The sequence below is a fragment of the Ponticaulis koreensis DSM 19734 genome (genome assembly GCF_000420665.1).
Lineage (GTDB): Bacteria > Pseudomonadota > Alphaproteobacteria > Caulobacterales > Hyphomonadaceae > Ponticaulis > Ponticaulis koreensis.
Window position 1 is genome coordinate 1,241,323 of the sequence record NZ_ATVJ01000001.1, and the last position, 20,182, is coordinate 1,261,504.

Annotated in this window: 16 protein-coding genes and 1 tRNA gene; 7 read left to right on the forward strand and 10 right to left on the reverse strand. The window is 56.2% G+C overall.

Annotated features, from left to right (window positions below; translation table 11 throughout):
* Window positions 1-38: 38 nt before the first annotated feature.
* The 6 genes from G523_RS0106475 to G523_RS0106500 form a co-directional block, all read right to left on the reverse strand.
* Window positions 39-2,204 (reverse strand): S46 family peptidase, encoded by a 2,166-nt coding sequence (locus G523_RS0106475; protein WP_022694222.1) that lies wholly within the window; start codon window positions 2,202-2,204, stop codon window positions 39-41.
* A 108-nt stretch (window positions 2,205-2,312) separates the two neighbouring features.
* Window positions 2,313-3,248, reverse strand: coding sequence for a c-type cytochrome biogenesis protein CcmI (gene ccmI / locus G523_RS0106480; protein ID WP_022694223.1), 936 nt, complete (start codon window positions 3,246-3,248; stop codon window positions 2,313-2,315).
* On the reverse strand, window positions 3,245-3,718 hold the full coding sequence (locus G523_RS0106485; RefSeq protein WP_022694224.1) for a cytochrome c-type biogenesis protein: 474 nt from the start codon (window positions 3,716-3,718) through the stop codon (window positions 3,245-3,247). The genes ccmI and G523_RS0106485 overlap by 4 nt, the downstream gene beginning before the upstream one ends.
* Window positions 3,718-4,026, reverse strand: a complete 309-nt coding sequence (locus G523_RS0106490; protein ID WP_022694225.1) for a cytochrome c-type biogenesis protein — start codon at window positions 4,024-4,026, stop codon at window positions 3,718-3,720. Before G523_RS0106490 ends, G523_RS0106485 begins: the two co-directional genes overlap by 1 nt.
* Window positions 4,023-4,565, reverse strand: a complete 543-nt coding sequence (locus G523_RS0106495; protein ID WP_022694226.1) for a DsbE family thiol:disulfide interchange protein — start codon at window positions 4,563-4,565, stop codon at window positions 4,023-4,025. Before G523_RS0106495 ends, G523_RS0106490 begins: the two co-directional genes overlap by 4 nt.
* 9 nt (window positions 4,566-4,574) lie before the next feature.
* Entirely contained in the window at window positions 4,575-6,551 is a 1,977-nt protein-coding gene (locus G523_RS0106500) for a heme lyase CcmF/NrfE family subunit (RefSeq protein ID WP_022694227.1), read from the reverse strand.
* Between the two features lie 347 nt (window positions 6,552-6,898).
* Between G523_RS0106500 and G523_RS0106505 the strand changes: the two genes are divergently transcribed.
* The 3 genes from G523_RS0106505 (at window position 6,899) to G523_RS18320 (ending at window position 13,061) form a co-directional block, all read left to right on the forward strand.
* A complete protein-coding gene (locus tag G523_RS0106505) occupies window positions 6,899-9,568 on the forward strand; it encodes an SUMF1/EgtB/PvdO family nonheme iron enzyme (protein ID WP_022694228.1) in 2,670 nt (889 codons plus the stop codon).
* 208 nt (window positions 9,569-9,776) lie between these two features.
* Window positions 9,777-11,489 (forward strand): TadE/TadG family type IV pilus assembly protein, encoded by a 1,713-nt coding sequence (locus G523_RS0106510; protein WP_022694229.1) that lies wholly within the window; start codon window positions 9,777-9,779, stop codon window positions 11,487-11,489.
* A gap of 126 nt (window positions 11,490-11,615) precedes the next feature.
* Window positions 11,616-13,061: a carboxylesterase/lipase family protein gene (locus G523_RS18320; RefSeq protein WP_022694230.1), complete on the forward strand. Its 1,446-nt coding sequence runs from the start codon at window positions 11,616-11,618 to the stop codon at window positions 13,059-13,061.
* Window positions 13,062-13,135: 74 nt separating this feature from the next.
* Here G523_RS18320 and G523_RS0106520 read toward each other — a convergent pair whose 3' ends face one another.
* Window positions 13,136-13,522, reverse strand: coding sequence for a DNA-binding transcriptional response regulator (locus G523_RS0106520; RefSeq protein WP_155802605.1), 387 nt, complete (start codon window positions 13,520-13,522; stop codon window positions 13,136-13,138).
* A 91-nt stretch (window positions 13,523-13,613) separates the two neighbouring features.
* Between G523_RS0106520 and G523_RS0106525 the strand changes: the two genes are divergently transcribed.
* The 4 genes from G523_RS0106525 (at window position 13,614) to G523_RS0106540 (ending at window position 17,958) form a co-directional block, all read left to right on the forward strand.
* On the forward strand, window positions 13,614-15,206 hold the full coding sequence (locus G523_RS0106525) for a sensor histidine kinase (RefSeq protein WP_081648725.1): 1,593 nt from the start codon (window positions 13,614-13,616) through the stop codon (window positions 15,204-15,206).
* Between the two features lie 19 nt (window positions 15,207-15,225).
* Window positions 15,226-15,630, forward strand: a complete 405-nt coding sequence (locus G523_RS18325) for a response regulator (protein WP_022694233.1) — start codon at window positions 15,226-15,228, stop codon at window positions 15,628-15,630.
* A gap of 190 nt (window positions 15,631-15,820) precedes the next feature.
* A complete protein-coding gene (locus G523_RS0106535; RefSeq protein WP_022694234.1) occupies window positions 15,821-16,930 on the forward strand; it encodes a hypothetical protein in 1,110 nt (369 codons plus the stop codon).
* Window positions 16,927-17,958 carry a phosphotransferase gene (locus tag G523_RS0106540; protein ID WP_022694235.1) on the forward strand — a complete coding sequence of 344 codons (1,032 nt, stop codon included), beginning with the start codon at window positions 16,927-16,929 and terminating at the stop codon, window positions 17,956-17,958. Before G523_RS0106535 ends, G523_RS0106540 begins: the two co-directional genes overlap by 4 nt.
* A gap of 17 nt (window positions 17,959-17,975) precedes the next feature.
* On the opposite strand, the gene G523_RS18330 is transcribed toward G523_RS0106540, so the two are convergent.
* From G523_RS18330 to G523_RS0106555, 3 genes are all read right to left on the reverse strand, one after another.
* Complete coding sequence (locus tag G523_RS18330; RefSeq protein ID WP_022694236.1) at window positions 17,976-18,863, reverse strand: alpha/beta fold hydrolase; 888 nt, start codon at window positions 18,861-18,863, stop codon at window positions 17,976-17,978.
* Between the two features lie 318 nt (window positions 18,864-19,181).
* Window positions 19,182-19,256, reverse strand: a tRNA-Val gene (locus tag G523_RS0106550).
* A gap of 98 nt (window positions 19,257-19,354) precedes the next feature.
* Entirely contained in the window at window positions 19,355-20,167 is an 813-nt protein-coding gene (locus tag G523_RS0106555; protein ID WP_022694237.1) for a TrmH family RNA methyltransferase, read from the reverse strand.
* Window positions 20,168-20,182 lie beyond the last annotated feature (15 nt).

The following is a 20,182-nucleotide window of genomic DNA, read 5'->3' on the forward strand; positions in this document are numbered from 1 at the left end:
GAAGCGGCGTTTCAGGTATCTCAAATGAGCGGGTTAGCTTATTCGCCGACCACGTTCATTTCTTCGATCAGATAATCCGCGCCGGACACGTAATCCATGACCCAGAGCATGTAGCGTGTATCGACATGGATCGAACGTGTTGCGCGCGGGTCAAAGTGCCAGTCGGAGTTCACTGACTCGATTGTGCCGTCGAACAGAAGACCAACCAGCTGGCCTTGTGCGTTCAGCGTCGCAGAACCGGAGTTACCACCTGTAGAGTCGAGGTCTGTCAGATAGTTGACCGGAACAGAGCCGAGGCTCTCCAGCTCGTACGGGCCGTATGTGCCGTTCTCGATGAGTTCGAGCTGTTCTGGCGGTGCGTCGAACGGTGCGATGCCGCTGTCTTTTTCCAGAATGCCTTCCAGCGTCGTGAATGGCAGGTACGCCATGCCGTCACGTGGAGAGCCGCCCAATACGGAACCGTAAGTTACGCGAAGAGTAGAGTTTGCATCCGGGTAAGTGACTTCGCCCTGAGAGCGCTGCCATGCGATGATCGCTTCCATGTAAGCAGGACGCAGAGCATTCATGCGGCCAGCTGTTTCATTGCCGCGTGCTTCCATTTCCATTTCGAACTCATAGAGCGCGATAGCCAGCTGCATGAACGGATCGTCGAGTGCTTCGAGATCTTCAACGCTTGCGTCCATCAGTGCGATGCGCGTTTCCGCGTCGCCCAGAGTCGTGCCTTCATAATAAGGCGCGATGATCGCAGCGACTTCGTCAGCGTTGTAAGTGTCGCCAAGGCCGAGTGCTTCGTCGAGAACAGCTACACGGTTCTCTTCACCCGCATTCATGTAGAATTCGAGCATACGCTGCCAGATGGCCATGTCGACGGTCGCATCATAACGGCGGTCGATACGCTGCATGCTTTGTGTGAAGAAGTTCATGTCGCGGTCCTGATAACCGCTGCGACGCTCTGCGTCTGGAAGCTCGCGCTCATTCGCAAGGCGATAGAGACGGTAAGCTGTGCCGAGGTGTGTCGGGCTGGTCGCGTAGTTGTACCAGAAATCACGCTCGTCATTCGCGTTGGATTCAGCTGACAGCGCATCAAGCGCCGCAATCGCTTCACCGAAGTGTGCGCGGGACGGATCTTCTGCGATCCATGCGTCCAGAGCCGCTTCACGCTCAGCGCGCAGATCTGTCAGGCCCACACGGCGCGCGCCTTCAATCTGGCCGCCACGGTTTTTGATGTAGTTGTTGAGACCCGCAAGACGAGACTCGTACCGAATGCGGGCGTCAGAGCCTTCCGGCGCAACGTCCATGATTGTGTCGACAGTCGCCTGGCTGACTTCCATCCATGTCGGGTAGTACCAGTCGAATGTGTGGGCTGTATCGATCAGGCGGACATAGCGGGATGTGCTGCCCGGATAGCCCGCGACCATGACGAAGTCGCCATCATCAAGACCTGCAGAAGAGACTTCCAGAACGTGTTCCGGCTCGTATGGAACGTTCTCTTCAGAATAATCAGCTGGCTGGCCGTCTGGACCGACATAAGCGCGGTAGAAGCCGAAATCGCCGGTGTGGCGTGGCCACATCCAGTTATCGATATCGCCGCCATATTTACCGATATTGTCGCCCGGTGCGTAGACGAGGCGAACGTCGCGGATTTCCATCTGCTTGATCAGCTTGTACTGGAGGCCGCCGAAGAAAGAACGGACGTTGCAGCGGTAGCCGGCTTCGGCTTCGCACTCTGCGACGATTGTTTTGCGTGCTGCGTCGATCGCGTCATAGCGCTCTGTGCCCGTCATGTCTTCGTTGACGGCTGCGTAGACGCGTTCTGTGACGTCAGTCAGTTCGGTTGTTACATAGATGCGGGAACCCGGCGCAGCAGGAACTTCGCCTGCGCGGTCGGCAGCCAGGAAGCCGTCAGCCAGATAGTTGTTTTCTTCAGTAGAGTTGTACTGGATAGAGCCGCGCACACAGTGGTGGTTCGACACGACCAGACCTTCAGGGGAGACGAAAGAAGCTGTACAGCCGCCGAGCGATACAACAGCGCCCATAGGGAAAGCGGTCAGGTCTGTCAGCGTGTTTGGATCAAGCTCAAGACCTGCTTCACGCAGATCGTCGGCGATCTCTGGGAGCTGGTCCGGCGTGAACATGCCTTCGACAGCCATTGCCGGTGCAGACATTGCAAGAAGGCAAACTGATGCCAGTGCAAAACGTTTCATGAAATACTCCAGATGCGAAATCAAAATGCCAGATTTCCGTGGCGCGGAACGTAAACCGCCCAAAGCTACGGTGACAAGCCGGTAAGCTGTTTCCTTACAAGAATGTCATTAAGGGAGTGAAAGCTCCGCTGCGAGCGTATTAAGCTGTGCCTCTGCCTCAGCATTTCCAGCATAAAACGCACGTGCAGATGCCAGTGCTTCTGCTGCAGCGTCCGGTTCTCCCAGAACAGTCCGTGCACGGATAAGACGAAGCCAGCCGGTCAGGTCGTCCGGATCATCCTCTAGGCGGATCGCGAGACCTTCAACCATGGATCGGATCTGGGCCTGCTGGTCTTCCTGGCTCATGGATGTGATCGCGCGGCGTTGTTCATCAGAGATGTCCGGCGCAGCAGAGCTTGGTGCCTGTCCGCGGGCCTGAGCGATATAATCGACAACCATCTGGCGCTCTTCAACGATGCGCGGATCATTGTTCGTCAGTTCGAGCGCAGCATCGTAAGAGGCAAGCCCTTCATCGAATTTACCCTGTTCGATCTGTACACGGCCCAGCACCATATAGGCGATCGGGTTCGGCTCTTCGGCGAGGCGGGCGGACAGAACGCGTTCGATTTCTTCCGGAGTACCGTTCTGCAATAGCTCCACCAGCGCATTGGTTGCTTCGGCTGGTGGCTGGCTATCATTGCGCTCATAAAATGGCTGGCCAACGAGAGCGTAGCCGCCTCCGGCGACAAGAACGATCACGGCAGGGACAGAATAGCGGATCCAGTTGGCGAGAGCAGGTTCGTCGCCTTTTTTATCCAGTGCATCGAGGCGCTCGCCGAGTTTCAGAATGCGGCGCTCCATGGCGCGGCGGGCACGTCTGGCGCCATCTTCGTCGAGAAAACCGGATTCAACTTCGGCTTTGATCTGTTCGAGCTGGGTCTTGCTGGCTTCAAGCTCGCGATTGAGCGAAGCACGCGCTGTGATCGTGGACGGACGCATAAGTGGCGACATCACAACAAGAAGTGTGAGGGCCAGAAGGACGGCCAGAATAACAAGTGTCATCATGAGGAGGCGTTTTCATCCATAAGCTTTTGCAGGCGGGCCTGTTCTTCCGCCGACAGGTCTTCATCGCCAAGTTCAGTTTCGGTCGCTTCAGCGGCACGCTTGCGCGCAGACATGACATACCAGATCAGGCCGCCGCCAACGATGAGCAGCGGGCTGAACCAGAGTAGATAGGTTGTCGGTTTCACCGGCGGGCTCATCAGAACGAAGTCGCCATAATTGGTCTGCATATAGGCGCGCACTTCATCATCAGTGTCGCCAGCGCGAACGCGTACTTCAACGAGGCGGCGCATGTCTTCAGCCAGTGTCGCATTAGAGTCAGCGATGGACTGGTTCTGGCATACGACGCAGCGCAGGGTTCGGGAAATGTCCTCGGTGCGCTGTTCGACTGTAGCATCATCCAGCTCTGCACTTTGTGCAAAGGCCGCAGATGCAGATAGGAGGGCGAAAGATAAAAAGAGTGCGCGTAGCATTACTTGTCGGCCTCCTGGCTGGCAGTGGGCGTCACCATCGCTGAGCCGTAACGCTGGCGGAAATACTCTCTGATCTCGTCATCGCTCTGTCCGGCACGGACCTGCTCTTCGATGAGTTCGATGGCGGATGCGGCAAATTCGGTACCCGAGCTTGCTAGTGTTTGCCCCTCGACAAGAGGACTGTTGAGCGATTGCGCGACGGCCATGATCCGCGCGGTAACGTCATCATCAGAGAGAGTCGCTTCTGCATCGGCCACGGCAGCAGGCGTAAGGATCAAGACGGCTACGAGCAAACCCGAACGGATCATGCCGCACCTGCCGGTGGCGTGTAATTCTCGATAAGGGGAACGAAAACCTCATTCCAGATCTGAGGGTTCATTTCGCCGACATGCTTGTAGCGGATGATGCCTTCCGGATCGATGAGGAAAGTTTCCGGCGCACCGGTCACGCCAAGACCGATCGCGACCTCTGAATGCTCATCAAAGCCGATAATGTCATACGGGTTGCCGAGGCGGTCGAGCCATTCCAGCGCTGCCGGACGCGTATCGCGCCAGTCGAGGCCGATGATGCGGATGCCGGTCTCTTCTTTCAGCTGCACCAGATACGGGTGCTCGATAATGCAGGTCCGGCACCATGAGCCGAAAACGTTGAGCAAGGTGAACTCACCGGTGAGCGTCTCGGACGTTACGTTCGGTTCGCCTTCAAACAGGTTGGCGATTTCGAATTGCGGGACGGGCTCATTGATAAACTCGGACGGAAGCTCCTGAGGCTTCAGTGTCAGGCCAATACCGAAGACGGCGATCAGGCCCACAAAAAGTGCAAATGGCAGGTAAGATTTCCAGGACATGTCGGGTTCCTATTCCGCCAGAGAGGACGCGGCGTTGTGTGTCACCTTCGGTTGCGGGGCGCTGACGCGGAAGCGGGCATCTGTCAGCGAGATGAAGCCGCCAAAGGCCATGATAATGCAGCCAATCCAGATCCAGCTGACGAGCGGGTGCACATAGAAGCGGACCTGAAGACCGGTTTCTGTAATCTCGCCAATCGCGGTGTAGAGAATGCGGAATACGCCGTAATCGAGCGCGGTTTCGGTCGTCATGTTTTGCTCGACCGGATAGAAGCGGCGTTCCGGATGCAGGCGGGCAACTTCAACGTCATTACGGAAGATGTTCACCTGCGCGCTCTGGCGCACATAGTTTGCGCCTTCGGATTCAGAGACATCGACCAGCATAAGCTCGTAGCCGGAGACACTGGCTGTCTCGCCCGGATTAAGCACGAACTGCTCTTCCTGTGCCCAGACGCTCATGCCCGTAATGCCAATCACAGTGACAGCAAGGCCGACATGGCCAAGAAGGAAGCCGTAAGCGGCAGCGGGCAGGCGGCCCATAAGCTTGAGAGAACTAGCGAGCGGCGCTTTGCCGAATTTGGCTTTTTCGCCAAAGGAGATCAGCGCGCCAGCGATCAGACCGACGCCGAGCGCCATGCCAGCCGCGCCCCAGACCGTCTTGCCGAACATAACGGTCAGAACCGCCATCAGCAGTGCTGCGCCCGCAATCATCAGGAGTGGTTTTACGATACGCTTCGGGTCATCAATCCGCCATTTGAGTAACGGACCAAAGGCCATGAAGAAGATCAGGCCGACCATGATCGGCGCGAACGTCTTGTCATAGAAAGGAGGGCCAACGGTGAGTTTGTCGCCGGTCGCCGCTTCCATGAAGAGCGGATAAAATGTGCCGATGAAGACGGTCGCCGTCGCGGCACAAAGCAGAAGGTTGTTCAGGACCAGACTGCCTTCGCGGCTGACGGCATCAAAGGTCGTCGTTGAGGCGATCTTGGCCGCGCGGGTGGCATAGAGGAAAAGCGCGCCGCCGGTGGCGATCGCCAGAAGGCCGAGCAGATAGACACCGCGCTCAGGGTCTACAGCAAAGGCGTGGACAGACGTCAGAACGCCGGAGCGAACGATAAATGTGCCGACAAGGCTGAGCGAGAAGGTCGCGATCGCCAGCAGGAGCGTCCAGTTCATGAAGGTGTTGCGCTTCTCGACCACGAGTGTGGAGTGGAGAAGAGCTGTGCCGGCCAGCCATGGCATGAGGGAAACGTTCTCGACTGGGTCCCAGAACCACCAGCCGCCCCAGCCAAGCTCGTAATACGCCCAATAGCTGCCTAGCGCGATGCCAAGCGTCAGGAAGGACCATGCCGCCAGCACCCATGGGCGTACAAAACGGGCCCAAAGCGCATCAACACGGCCCTCGATCAGGGCGGCGATGGCAAACGAGAATGCGACCGAGAAGCCGACATAGCCGAGATAAAGAAATGGCGGGTGGAAGGCGAGACCAGGGTCCTGCAGAAGCGGGTTCAGACCGGAGCCGTCAGCTGGAATAGGAGACAGACGCTCGAACGGGTTTGAGGTGAAAATGAGAAAGCCAAGAAAACCGAGGCCGATCAGCCCCTGGACGCCGATGGCGCGGGCGCGAAGCGTTGCAGGAAGCGATTGTCCGAACACAGCCATCGCGCCGCCGAACAGGGCGACAATCATCACCCAGAGCAGCATGGAGCCTTCATGGTTTCCCCATGCGCCGGAGAGTTTGTAGAGCCATGGCTTAGCGGTGTGCGAGTGTGAAGCAACAAGGCGGACCGAGAAGTCAGACGCCCAGAATAGCAGGATAAGAATAACGAAGGCGGTAATCAGAAACAGAGCCTGCGCCTGCGCTGCTCTGTCCGCGAAGGTCATCAGTCTGCCATTCAGCTTGTGTGCGCCCCAAATGCCAGACGCGCCCTGTAAAAGGCAAAGTGCCAGTGATATCAGAAGTAAAATCTGTCCAACTTCAGCAAGCATCTAAGAGCCTTCTATCTGTTTGCGGGCCTGTTTCCCCGAACATATCCCGTTTCACGTTTCTTGGTAGTCAGATGACAATCTGTTGATCTCGAATATAGCGAGATACACTAACTAAACGGGTTTGCTTAGACTTACATCCCGCAGACGGTGGGCGAAAGTGCCAGATTGGCGCAGTGTGCAGTTGGGAGCTTTTGCGACTGCGCCACGAACTCGCCTTGATGGCGAGTTTACTTGCTCTGGCGGGGCGGTTTCTCGTAAACAATTAGTTAATTAAACAATCACCACCAATACCGGTGGAGTTGCAGGCGCGCTGGCACTCAACTGAGCATGACAGCAGGTAAGGCGGAATGGCTCGTAAAACTCTCAGCCCCGGAACCAGAGTTGGACGGTATGTCATTCAGGCTGAACAGTATCAGGACGATTCTGGCGTTACCTATGTCGGCGAAGATCATGGCATTTCGCACAAGCCGCTTGTCTATATCCGCGAGTTTTTCCCTGCAACGCTGAGCCGTCGCCGTCGCAATGAAGTGACGCCGTCGCGCCGTGCGCTGAAAGTCGAGTTTGCGCGCGCGCTGTCTCATCAGGCTGACCGTATCAACCGGTACCTCGATGTCCGCAAAAAGGGCATCGTCAAAGGTTTTGAGAAGGTCGAAGAGAACGGCACGGTTTACCTTGTGACGCCATGGCCGAACGGCGAGACCTTGCAGACAATGCAGGAGCGCGACGGCAAGCTGTCGCCTGGGTTTGTTCGTTCTCTGCTGGATGAACTGGAGCCGGGTTTGCAGAAGCTGGGCGAGATGGGCCTTGTTCACGGTCAGATCGCGCCGGATATGATCCGCCGTCTGGACAGTGGTGAACTTGCGATCACGCATCCGGACCGTCTGGAATATTGCTCCGGCGAAGGCCCTGCGACGCTTGCTGATCCGATCAACACACCCTATCTGGCGCCGGAATTTGTCAGCCCCGAGGCCGGACGGATCGGCCCATGGTGTGATGTATATTCTCTGTCTGCGAGCTTTTATCAGCTGATCACAGGTGTGGTTCCGGTCTCTGCGCAGGAGCGCCTTGAGGCTGTTGCCGAGGGCCGGGACGATCCGCTCGACATGTTGATGCTGGATACATTCCTTGATGACGATCCCGCGCTCTTCAAAGCGCTTGAACAGGGCTTGTCTTTGTCAGCTGACGCGCGGCCGGACAGCATCTGGTCGCTCATTAAGGCGGCAGAGTTTTCTGCCGTGCCAGCCAAGGGCGAAAGCACAGGCGCGACAGGGCTTTCAACATCCTATCGACGTGAGTTCTGGGAGACGAATGGCCGGCTGATCGCTGCGCTGGCGGCGATCTTCCTGATCGTTGCGGTCGCAATACCGGTCTTCCTGCTGAATGATGGCGGGAATGATGCGCCTCCGGTTCTCGCGCAGAATGACGTCACGGACGAAACTGGCGAACCGGCTGATGAACAAGTCGCGCTCGCTGATGCAGAAAATGAAGCGACGCCCCCTTCTGAAGAGGTTCGCAGCGAGCCCGTGCAGGCTGAGCCGGAAGATGAGCTGCCGGAAATCGTTTCAGCATGGCTGGCAGTGGACCAACAGGACCCTGATGCGGTTCTCACTTTCTATGAAACGGTAGAGAACAATCCGGTGCTGCGTGCGCAGGTGCGAGCCCGCTGGATCACGCTAGAGAGTGAAGCCTGGGTGACGGCGCGTGCCCGCGACACAGAAGATGCGTATCTGACGATGCAGGACATGTATGGCGAAACGCCGCCGACATTTGCACGCCATGTTGACGATGTGGACGATGCGCTCGCCCGCATTCAGGCAGCCGAGGCGGATGCGGAGGAAGATACATCTGGCGCTGAGACCGTGCTTGCAGAAGCAGACACTGAGGTTCTGCCAGAGGATGATACAAGCTCGCCTGAAGTCACAGAAGCGCCGCCCGAAACGGATGCGACTGAAGAAGACGAGGCTGGCTCAGAGGTCGACACTGAAGCTGATGCATCAACGCCGTCAGAAGGCGAAGAAGTTGGTGATGTAGACACTGAGGCAGACGCCGAAACCGTTCCGGACGCGGCAGATCAGACAGAGGCACCGGAGGCTGAAACAGAGAGCGACCCGGTTGTTGAGTCTGATGAAGCGGCCGGTTCTGAAGAGGACACATCCTCCGAGGCTGAAAGCGATCCCGCGCCTGAGGGAGAAACGGACGCGAGCTCAGATGAGACCGCGGGCGAAACTGAAGGCGATGTCGACGTCACCGATGAAGGGGATGCAACCACGCCGGATGCGGATCCGCCTGAAGAAGATACCTCGGAGGCCGATGAAACAGAGTTGGCAGAAACCGACACGGAAGCAGCGGGCGAGGTTGATACTGACTGTGAAACCTGTCCGGTCATGGTGTCCGCGCCGGGTCTCGCTGAGGTTTCTGTCTCTGCGCATGAAATCAGCGTGGCAGAATTCGGTCGCTATCTGACCGCGACAAACCGCAGTGCGCCGACAGGTTGTTTCACGCACCGTATCGAGAGCGAAAGCATTTGGGGCTATACCTCTGACGCAAGCTATGCTGAGCCCGGCTATCCGGTGACAGATGCCTCACCGGCAAGCTGTATCTCTTACGATGAGGCGGTCCAGTACACAGAATGGCTGAGCGCAGAAAGCGGTGAAACCTATCGCTTGCTGACCGCCGAGGAATGGACGGCAATGGCGGGGCCGCCAGCACCGGGCCTGATGGCGTGCAGCGCCAATATGGCTGACCAGTCTCTCGGGGCTGAAGGTCTGCAGACACCGCTACTGAACTGCGATGACGGTGAGCCTTACACAAGCCCTGCGAGCGGTAACGCTCTGTCATCTACTTACGGAAATATTGCTGAATGGGTCAGTGATTGCCGCGATGATGAGTGCAACCGTAGGGTTGCTATGGGCGGATCCTGGGTCACGGGGCCGGTTCAGCTGCGCGGCAATGTTGAAGACGTTTTCTCGCCGAACAGCCGGTCTAACTCCTTGGGATTCCGCGTTTTAAGAGAGTGAAGGGTGACGCCGGGTAAGGTGCTTTCGCGTTAACGTCTTGAGCGATCTGACTTGTATGCACGCTTAGCGTGTATGTGTGAAGTGCGAAGGAACTCTGGTGGAGGCTTAAAAAGCCCTTAACAGACTATCTAAACCTTGGAAGCATATGTTTCCAAAGTAATTTTCTTTTACTGTTAAACGTGGACTCAACAGGATGAAGAGTTCGCGAATGAAGAATTTTCTGAAGGACAGTCGAGGCAATGTCGCGATGATTTTCGCGCTATGCCTGATTCCGCTTGTCGTACTGATGGGCGGAGCGATCGACTTTTCCAGGCAGCGTAGTGGTGAAGGGCTCGCGCAGGATGCGGTTGATGCTGCATTGCTCGCGATTGCCGGTACTGCACAGGACAAAACCGACGCCCAGCTGACGCGCGAAGCGCTCGTCTGGTTCGAGAACCATATGCAGGATCTCAATCTCGACATTGACAGTTTTCAGGTTGTCAAAGTGGGTGACGAGCTGACGGCGACGGTCAATGGTCACGTCGATACCGCTTTCCTTGGCCTGATTGGCATTAATGATCTTGATGTGAACCGTACGGCATCTGTCCGGATCGGCCTGACAGCCGTTGAACTGGTCATGGTGCTTGATACCACAGGTTCCATGCGTTCGACGCCTTCTGGCCAATCTATGACCAAGCTTGAATCCATGCAGGATGCAGCGCTGGATATGGTCGATATTCTCAGCGAGCTGGATAATGGCCGCGGCGATATTGAAATCGGCCTTGTGCCCTTTGCCACCTATGTGAATGTTGGGCTTGATAATATCGAAGCCAACTGGATTGATTCTGGTGCAGACAGCCCGATGCATGCGGACAATCTCGCAGAAGGTCTCAACCGTTTTGACCTCTATGAGCATATGGGGTTTGAGTGGAAGGGATGCGTTATGGCGCGCCCGGCGCCGCATGATGTACGCGATACGAGGCCGCGGGCGAACCGTCCGGAGACTCTCTTCGTGCCTCTATTCCACCCCGATGAGCCGGATTCGCGCTATCGCTGGTTTGAAGAATACCCAAACAATTATATCGATGATGCGGGCTATTCGCTCGGGTCCGATCTCCTCAATGTCGGTAATCCTGTGAAATACGGCGTACCTGAAAGCATTCTTGCCACCATTGACGGCATCTCAAATCGCTTGCTGCGTTCCATCCTTCGAGATGACGACGATGATGATGACTGCGAAGACGGTGACGATGACGGCGAAGGCCGCGGTCAGGAATGTAATAACGGCAATGGCAACGATCCGACCAACCCGGATAACTGGGATGACGTCTCCATCCATCGTGACTATGACTATTATAGCGATGTCGACACTGAAATTGGCCCGAGTTTTAGCTGTGAGATGTCGCCAATTCTGCCGCTGACAACACATTTTCAGACTGTCCGCAACAGTATCCGCAGCCTGAGTGCGCAAGGATCCACGAACATCGCGCAGGGTACCGTCTGGGGCTATCATGCCCTGTCGCCGTCCGCTCCGTTTACTGAAGGCGACCGCTATTCGCATAGCGTCCAGAAGGTTATGATCATTCTGTCGGATGGCAATAATGTAGTCAGAGCGCGTGAAAACCACCCAGGTGGGTCGGACTTCTCAGCCTATGGCTATATGGAGAATGACCGTCTGGAAGGGCTTCCGCGCAGGTATGATACGACAGATATCATGGACACAATGGACCAGCGCACTTTGCTGGCTTGCGAAAATGCCAAGGATGAAGGCATTCGCATTTTCACAATCCGCGTGTCGTTGGAAGATGAACGATCTGATGAATTGCTGCGCGCATGCGCCAGCGCACCTGAAGATTATATCGACGTGCCGGACTCTGACCGTCTGGATGAAGCGTTCAGACAAATCACAGACCGTATTTCGCAGCTTTATCTGACCCGATAAATCTGCGTACGCGCTTCACAGAAATATCAACAAGGCCGGCTCTGCAAAGGGCTGGCCTTTTTGGTTGTTGATGATAGGTTCCTCTCATAAAACAATCAAAACAGACTGTTTCTTAGGGAGGAACATATGAAAACCATTCTACCAGCGCTTGGCGCTGTCTTACTGGTATCGGCCTGCGCGACATCAACGCCGCGTGCGCCGACTATGATTGGCGATGTGGTGGACACACCGCTCGGCAGCGTGCGCGGTGAGACGGTCACCGAGAATGGCGTTACAGCGCATATTTATCGCGGTATTCCGTATGCCCAGCCACCTGTTGGCGATCTTCGCTGGCGCGCGCCAGAGCCTGCGGAAGCCTGGGAAGGTGTGCGCGATGCAACCGGGTGGCCGAACCGTTGTCCGCAAGGTGAAAGCAGCATGGGCGCTGGTGGCCCGATCAGCGAGGACTGCCTCTATGTAAACGTTGTCACGGCGGCCGAGCGTTCTGACGAAGCCCGTCCGGTTATGGTCTTCTTCCATGGTGGTGGTCTGACGAGCGGCACTGGCAATTCAACGACTTACAATCACCCGATGCTGCCGAATAAAGGCGTCGTTGTCGTGACAGTGAATAGCCGCCTTGGTCCAATTGGCTATATGGCCCACCCGGAGCTTTCAGACGAAAGCCGCTACGGTTCGGGTAATTACGGTACACTCGATCTGCGCGCTTCCCTTCAATGGGTGGAAGAGAATATCGAAGCCTTCGGTGGTGACCCTGACAATGTGACGATCTTTGGTGAGTCGGGCGGCGGCACAAAAACGATCTCCCAGATGGCGACGCCGCTCTCTGACGGTTTGTTTGATGCGGCTATCGTCGAGTCCGGTTCTGCGCTTGTTTCCCAACAACGTATTACAATGCTCGATGATGCCGAAGCGACGGGCGTGCAACTGGCCGAAGCACTGGGCGCATCCAGCCTTGAAGACCTGCGCGCGCTGAGCTGGCAGGAGGTCATTGCAGCAGGTGAGGAGATCGGCTTCCGGGCCAATGTTGTCGTCGATGGCTATGTCATTCCGGAACCTGTGAGCACGATTTTTGCCAATGGCGATCAGGCTCAGGTGCCGCTTATTGTGGGTGCCAATCAGGGCGAACGGTCGCTGCAGACGTCTGTACCGCTTATGGCGAACCTTCACAGCGCGGCTGGTGCGCCGACCTATGTTTACAATTTCACCCAGCTGCCCTGGGGCTGGCGTCAGGAAGAGGGCTGCGTGGCCTTCCATGGTCTGGAGCTGACCTATATATTTGGCGCTGTGCCAACCGGTCTGCACTCTGCGACGACGCAATTCCTTGCAGGCACAGGCGGATGCACGACCCGCGTACCGGAACATGATGCGCAGGATCTCTGGCTGGCCGAGCGGTCTGCGGAGATCTGGGCGTCTTTTGCCCGTGACGGTGACCCGAGCGTGCCGGGCCTTGTCGAATGGCCGCAATATTCAGAGGACGATAACGTCTATCTGGATATCGGCGTGCCGCTCGAAGTGCGTGAGAATGTTCAGGGCTCTTATGTGAGACCGAATGTAGAAAACCCGCGCTTTTGATCGCAAAAAGAAACGGCCTCTTCGGAGGCCGTTTTTCGTTTATGCAGTCGTCTCAAGTGAGTGGCCGCACCCGGCTATGATGCCATTGGCGCTTCGAAAGACATGAGCAATTCATGCAGGCTTCTGGCGGATAGGGCATCCTTTTCCATGCAGGCGGCGATGCGCGCGTCGATCTTCTCACTGCCGAAATCATCCGGAATTTCACCGCTTAACAGAACTACGTTTGTGCTCTTGTCGAGCGCCTTCATCATCTCCAGAGACCCGCGAAACTCGAAAGCGGGCGGCACAATATTATCGAGGAAAATAACGTCATATGGCGGATTATTCTCAATGCGGGTGACCGCATCATCCACGTCCTGACAGAACTCGAAATCTGCCGGAGCCTGGCCCATTGCGCCCAGCATTATTCTGAAGATCATACCCATGGCTGAATGATCATCGATCAGCAAAATTCTGCTCACAACAAATGCGCCCCCGCGCGATTGCAATGTGTTAAGGTTGCCCTGATTCTATTTATTTATCATAAGTAGCGCTTTTTATACAGAGTGAGATATGAGCTCGAACGAAAGTCAGGATTTACCAGTAGACGGATCGTTGGACGCAATGAGTGCTTCAAATGAAAGTACAGCGCGCATGCAGCGCGAAACTCTGGATGCCAGCCTGCTCGGTATTATTACAGCCAAGCCTGTTTTTTCAGACGATGGCGAGGTCATCGATTTTGAATATCTGACCGCCAATCGCGTGTTACAGAGAACCCTCGGCATTTCCCCTGAGGACCTTGTCGGCAACAGAATGCTCGGTGTGTTCCCCGAACTCGCTGACCACCACACCTTCCCGTATTATTGCGATGTCGCGGTTACAGGTGAGCCGATTGTATTTGAGTCGGACTTCCAGTCTGACGAGCTCGACATTCATGTGGTCGTATCGATTTCGAAGCCGAGCCCCGATTACATCACGATCACATTCGTAGAAGTGTCCGAGATTGTTCGGATTACGGACGCGCTAGCTGAGCTGAATGCGCTTTCTGGCACCGAGATTGATCTGGAGGCCTATATTCAGGGAACGCTGGATATCGGTCGGCGCGCGTTTAATGCGGGCAGAGCTTATCAGATTTCGTTTCATGATCATGGGTATAGCGTGATTGCTCAGGTCGGTGCTCAGGGGGCACCGGAGGTGAAGAGGCCTCTGCCGACCGATATTGCGCTCGAATTATGCCAATCTGGTACCGTGAAGACTGTGCGCAATCTCAACGATCACATGGATGCCGCATCCGCTGGCGACGTGCCGTTTTTGAGCTTTATCGCCGCCTCTTTCATGACGGGTGAACAGACGGTCGGCGCGCTGGTATTTTGTTCAAAGGTTGCACGCAGGCGAGAGCCGACACCTTCGGAACTGAAACTCGTCAGCACTTTGGCTGAATCTGCCGGCGCGCGTGTGCGTCTTGATGCGGCAAACAAAGCTTTGAAACAGCGTAATCTGGACCTTGAGCGCTTCGCGAGTCTCGTTTCGCACGACCTGAAAGCCCCAATGCGAACAATACGGCTCCTCTCCGAAATGCTGGCTGACTATCTGGTAACAGATCCTGAAGCAGACGCCATATTGGGTGAGCTGCGAAACAATGCGGATCAGGCGCAGAATATGATCAAGTCTCTGCGCGATTTTGCGCAGCTGGGCGCGGCGGGCCTGCAAATCGAGGCCGTTGATGTTGGCGGCGCGGTAGAAGACTGTCTCAACCGTCTTACCGCGGACATGCAAGAAGCGTCGGCGCAAGTGGATGTTATAGTCGACGGGAAGGTGCTCGCTGACCGGACACTTCTGATACAGGTGTTCAGCAATCTCATTCTGAACGCCATTAAATATGCAGGACGAGACGACACGACAATCCGCATTGAGAGCTATGATGAGTCGGAAAAAGACCTCACCATCTGCGTGACCGATGATGGAGATGGGATAGACCCACGGTATGCGGAACGCATTTTCGAATTGTTCCGCCGTGTACCCGGTAGTGAGAAAAAGTCCGAAGGTGAGGGCGTAGGGCTGGCCGTCTGTCGAAAAATAGTCGAAAGTCTGGGTGGTAAAATCTGGCTTGATGCAGATTATGCAACTGGAGCGTGCTTTTGTATTACATTGCCAAAAGCTGATTAGAAGCTGAGGAGGAAGAAAGATGACAGACGCCGCGCTTTTGCTGGTTGAAGATAATGATCTGGATGCTCTTCTTCTGACGTCGGCCTTACGCAAGGCGTGTCCCGGGCTGAATGTGCAGCGCGCACATGATGGTGAGGCCGGCCTCGACGCATTGGAAACGATGAAGCCGGAAATGGTCGTTCTTGATATCTCAATGCCTGGTCTTGATGGCATTGAAGTGCTCGAACGCATTCGCCAGAACGACAAAACATCAGCAATGCCGGTGATTATGTGTTCGAACTCGGATTCGCCGGTTGATGTGCTGCGCAGCTATAAAAAGCATGCCAACGCTTATGTGCAAAAGCCCGATAGCCATGCCGGGTATGACGAGCTGGCAGCGTCTCTGTCACGTTTCTGGTTTGATGAGGCCAAACTCCCCCGGTAGGTTGTGCGCCTTTCAGGGCTGACGTTGCGGCAGGATTGCGCGCATGTGTTTCGCCGCATAGCTTTCCGTTAGCGGAAAGTCCGGGGCGGCCCTGAACCGTGATTGCGTTTGTCGAGCCGCAGCAAAGCTGGGAAACAAATAAGCTAAAGCCCCAGTCTGTCCGGACCCCACTCCGCGGGGAGGAAGACAGATGATAACAGGTGCGGACGATTATCCGTTTCACCAGACGCCTGACCCAATGGCGTTTGCCGGAACCGACCGGAATTTCTACGACCGTTTCTTTTTCAACGGCTATACGCCAGATGGCGAGGTGTTCTTTGCCGTGGCCTTCGGCCTCTATCCGCAACTGGATGTGATGGACGGGGCGTTCTGCGTTCTGAAAGACGGCAAGCAGCACAATGTGCGCGTATCCCGTAAGATGCATGCAGACCGGTCTGTGCTTGCGGTTGGGCCGCTCAGCATTGAGATCGTCAATCCGCTGAAGGAAACGCGTATCAAGCTGACCGACAATGACAGCGGTATTGCTTGCGATCTGATCTGCCATGCGCGCCACGAGCCAATCGAAGAGCCGCGCTTTACACGTCGGATCGGCACGCGCGCCTTTATGGATTATACGCGCCTGACACAGAATGTGAGCTGGTCAGGCGAGATCAGACTAGATGGCGAGACTATACGGTTTGATGCGTCCGAAGTGTTTGGGACACGCGACCGCAGCTGGGGTGTGCGTCCTGTCGGGAATGCAGATTCCCAGCCGCCCAGAGAAGGTAGCCTTACCCAGTTTTACTGGCTCTGGACGCCATGTAATTTCGAAAATGCTGTCGCGTTTTCTCACACGAATGATGACGAGTATGGCCGTCCGTGGAACCGGCGCGCCGGTACGCAGATGATTGGCGAACCACTTCGTGAGTATGACGAGGTCGAGTATCGCTATGAGTGGTCACCGAACACACGCCGTATCGCATCCCTGATCGCAGAGATGAGTAGCGAAGACGGTCGCGCCGAGCTTAAGTTCACCCCGTTCAAAACCTTCTATATGACTGGGCTTGGTTACGGGCATCCACAATGGGGGCACGGCAAGGATCAGGGTGATGTGGCTTTCGCCTATGATGTGATGGAGTCCGAAACGTGTACCCCGTTCGATCCGCTGTGCCTGCACATTCAGGCGCTCGCAAAGACAGAGCTTACGATAGACGGGAAAGCGCATTCCGGCATTGGTGTAGTGGAGCAATTTTTCGTCGGGCGGCATGATCGTACCGGCATGCTGGACGGTCTTGCTGTTCTGCCGGAGGGCGAGCGATGAGTGGGCCGGATATTGATGTGCGCTGGCTCTCCAGCTGCCTTGGGCAGGGGCGCAACGATCTGCGCGGTATGAGTTGGTCGCCGGTGGGAACAGGGCAGGTGGCTGCCAGCTATCGCGGTGAGCTCGACTGGGCAAAGGGTGACGCGCCGGAGACGATCGTCGTCAAATGCCCGAGCGAGAATGAGCAGAGCCGTGCGACAGGCTTTCACTATGGCCTCTATGAAAAGGAAGTTGCCTGGTATCGCGAGCTTCGTCAGCAGTCGGAAATAAATTGCCCCAAATGCTACGGCACGCATTTCGACCAGGAAAAATCAGAGTTTTTTCTGGTGCTGGAGGACTGTTCGCCGGCCCGTCAGGGAGACCAGCTGGCTGGCGCGAGTGTGGATGAGGTGCGCGCCGGTGTGATCGAACTGGCCTGCCTACATGCCGCATTCTTCGATGACGACGGCATAAACCAGAACCCTGCGACGGCGCTGACGCCTGAAGATATCAAGCTGCGGTCAGGTCTCTTCCTGCAGTTCTGGACGCCCTTTCGCGAGCGTTATGCGACGCGGCTTGATGGTGCGCTTCTGGAGATGGGGGACCGTCTTGTTGCCCGCTACGACCAGTTCGATACCCGCCCGCTCAAACATTTCAGCCTCGTGCATGGTGACTTCCGGCTGGATAATCTTCTCTTCCGCGATGGTGCGCGCCCGTTCGTTCTGGATTGGCAGACCCTTGTTGCAGGCTGTCCGATGAAGGACGTTGCATACTTTATCGGGACGAGCTTTGCCTCACCCGATGACCGGCGCACCCATGAAGATGATCTCTTGCAGACCTATTTTGCAAAGCTTCGCGAGCTTGGCGTGCAGGCCGACGAAGATGCGCTGATCAGGGATTACCGGATTGAGGCGCTGACAGGTCTAACCATGGCGGTTGTGTCCAGCATGCTGGTTGAGCGTACCGAGCGCGGTGATGAGATGTTCGCTCTCATGGCCGAGCGCCCGGGCTATCAGGCGCTTGAGCTGGATAGCGTGTCGCTGTTTTAGGGTGTCGTGCGGGGCGCTTATATGCCCTTGAAGAAGGACGCCAGATGTCCGCTGACCTCTGCCGGCTTTTCCAGTTGCAGGAAGTGCCCTGCTCCCTGAACTTCGATATGGGTGACACCCTTTGGAAAGTCGTCCGGTCTGATGGCAGAACGAAACGCATCCGCCAGAATGCATCCATCGCTTGCGCCATTCATGGCTAGGGTCGGAACACTGATTGGTGCGGCGACCAGATGCGCGGTCTTCGGTTCAGGGGCGCCGCTCATCGCGCGATAATATGATAAAGCGGCTTCCAGCACTTTCGGCCTGGAAAACGTCTCTTTCATGATTGAAAGGTCTGTCTCGGGTATATCCCATTCGGGTGACCATGTGCGCCAGAGGTTTTCCAGATAGGCAAAGTCATCTCGGCGGATTTCATCTTCAGCGATTCCGACCTGCTGAAAGAAGCGCATATAGGCAGAGGCGTCGCGCTGAGCCTCATTGGTCATGATGGCCTCAACGAGGCGTGCGGACGGTGGTACGGCAAGCAGGCTCAGAGACTTTATCTTGTCGGGCGCCATTCTGGTGGCCGCGTAAGCAAGTGTCGACCCCCAGTCATGCCCCACAAGGTGAACCGGATCGGAGCTGAGCAAATTGATCGCTGCAACGACATCTGCGGCCGTTTCCGCGAGCTGATAATCTGAAATCTCGATCTGCGGTGACGGTTGGGAGGAGGGCTCATACCCGCGCAGGGTCAGCGCAACAGCACGAAATCCAGAGGCTGCCAGATGAGGCATGACCTTCGCCCAGCTCGCAGGTGTATCGGGAAAGCCGTGTAGCAGTAGCGCTGTCGGGCCTTTACCCATTTCCCAGCACGAAAATGTCAGGTCACGCATTTCAAGCTGCCGGTGGAGTGCGCCGTCAATCATTCAGATGTCCTTCCCGGGATGTGGGAGCATGAATTGCTCCGCTGATTATCCGGTGGATGCTAGCGGCCAAATTCGCGGAAGGACAGGCTTGTTTCGGTTCTAGGGGACGGGCCGCTGCGCGGCGTGAGGCAGGGCCAACACAATTTTCTCTAAAATCGATCCACTGGATCAGCGGCCAAATCCATGCAGCGGCAGACCTGCCGTCGGGCTTTGCCCGCCTGCCGGAGCCGCTGCGCGGCGTGAGGCAATACGACTACAATTCATTCCTGAATTCGTGCCACCGGCACGAATGTTTTTGCGAAGCAAAATCGGAATGAATGGTGGGCGGTACAAGGATCGAACTTGTGACCCCTACGATGTCAACGTAGTGCTCTCCCGCTGAGCTAACCGCCCACTCTGGCGAAGCACGGAAAATTACCGTGTTTCGGGAAGCGGTCATAAATCACAAAGCCTATACGCTCGTCAATTCCAAACTGCGTGGAAAATGCAGGCTAAGGCGCAGTTTTTGAAAGCCGCTGCGAGAGCACAATCGCAAGACTGGTGGCGACATTGAGGCTATCGACCTCGTTGGACATGGGAATGCGGATGGCCTTGCCGCGTGCGATCAGGTTATCCGGCAGGCCGGGACCTTCCGGCCCAAGAATAATGGCAAGCTTTTCGGGCCGATCGGCGGCATAGAGTGAGCTTGCTGCCTCACCCGGTGTCAGAGTCCAGGGCGTATAGCCGGACGCTTCCAAAGCGTTGAAAATTTCATCGGCCGTCGCGCCATGATGAAAGGGGAGCCAGAGTGCGGTTCCGGCAGATACACGGATGGATTTCCGGTAGAGCGGATCGCAGCTCGTCTCGTCCAGAATGATCGCATCGCCGCCAAGCGCGGCAGAGTTTCGAAACAGCGCGCCGGCATTGTCGTGATTTGAAAGACTGATCGCGACGACGAGCGTGTCATGGTCGCGAGCTTTCAGCCAGTCTGAAAGCGGCGCGGCACCATCCTTGTGTCCGCAGGCGAGAATACCGCGATGGATCGGGAAGCCGACAATCTGGTCCATAACAGGCTGGTCCGCAGTGTAGACCGGAATATTATCGGGCAGGTTTTCGAGAAGAGGGGCGAGAACAGGCAGGCGCCCGGTTTCGAGAAATATGCTGTCAGGTTTGAAGCGTGACCGGCTCAGAAACACATCCAGTGTAACCTTGCCTTCGACGATAAATTTGCCATCGCGCCCTGTGAGGTCGCGCTCGCGCACGGATGTATAGTCCGCTATGCGTGGGTCCTCAGGACTAGTAATTTTGACAGGCGCTGAACTCATGAGAGGCTTATGCGC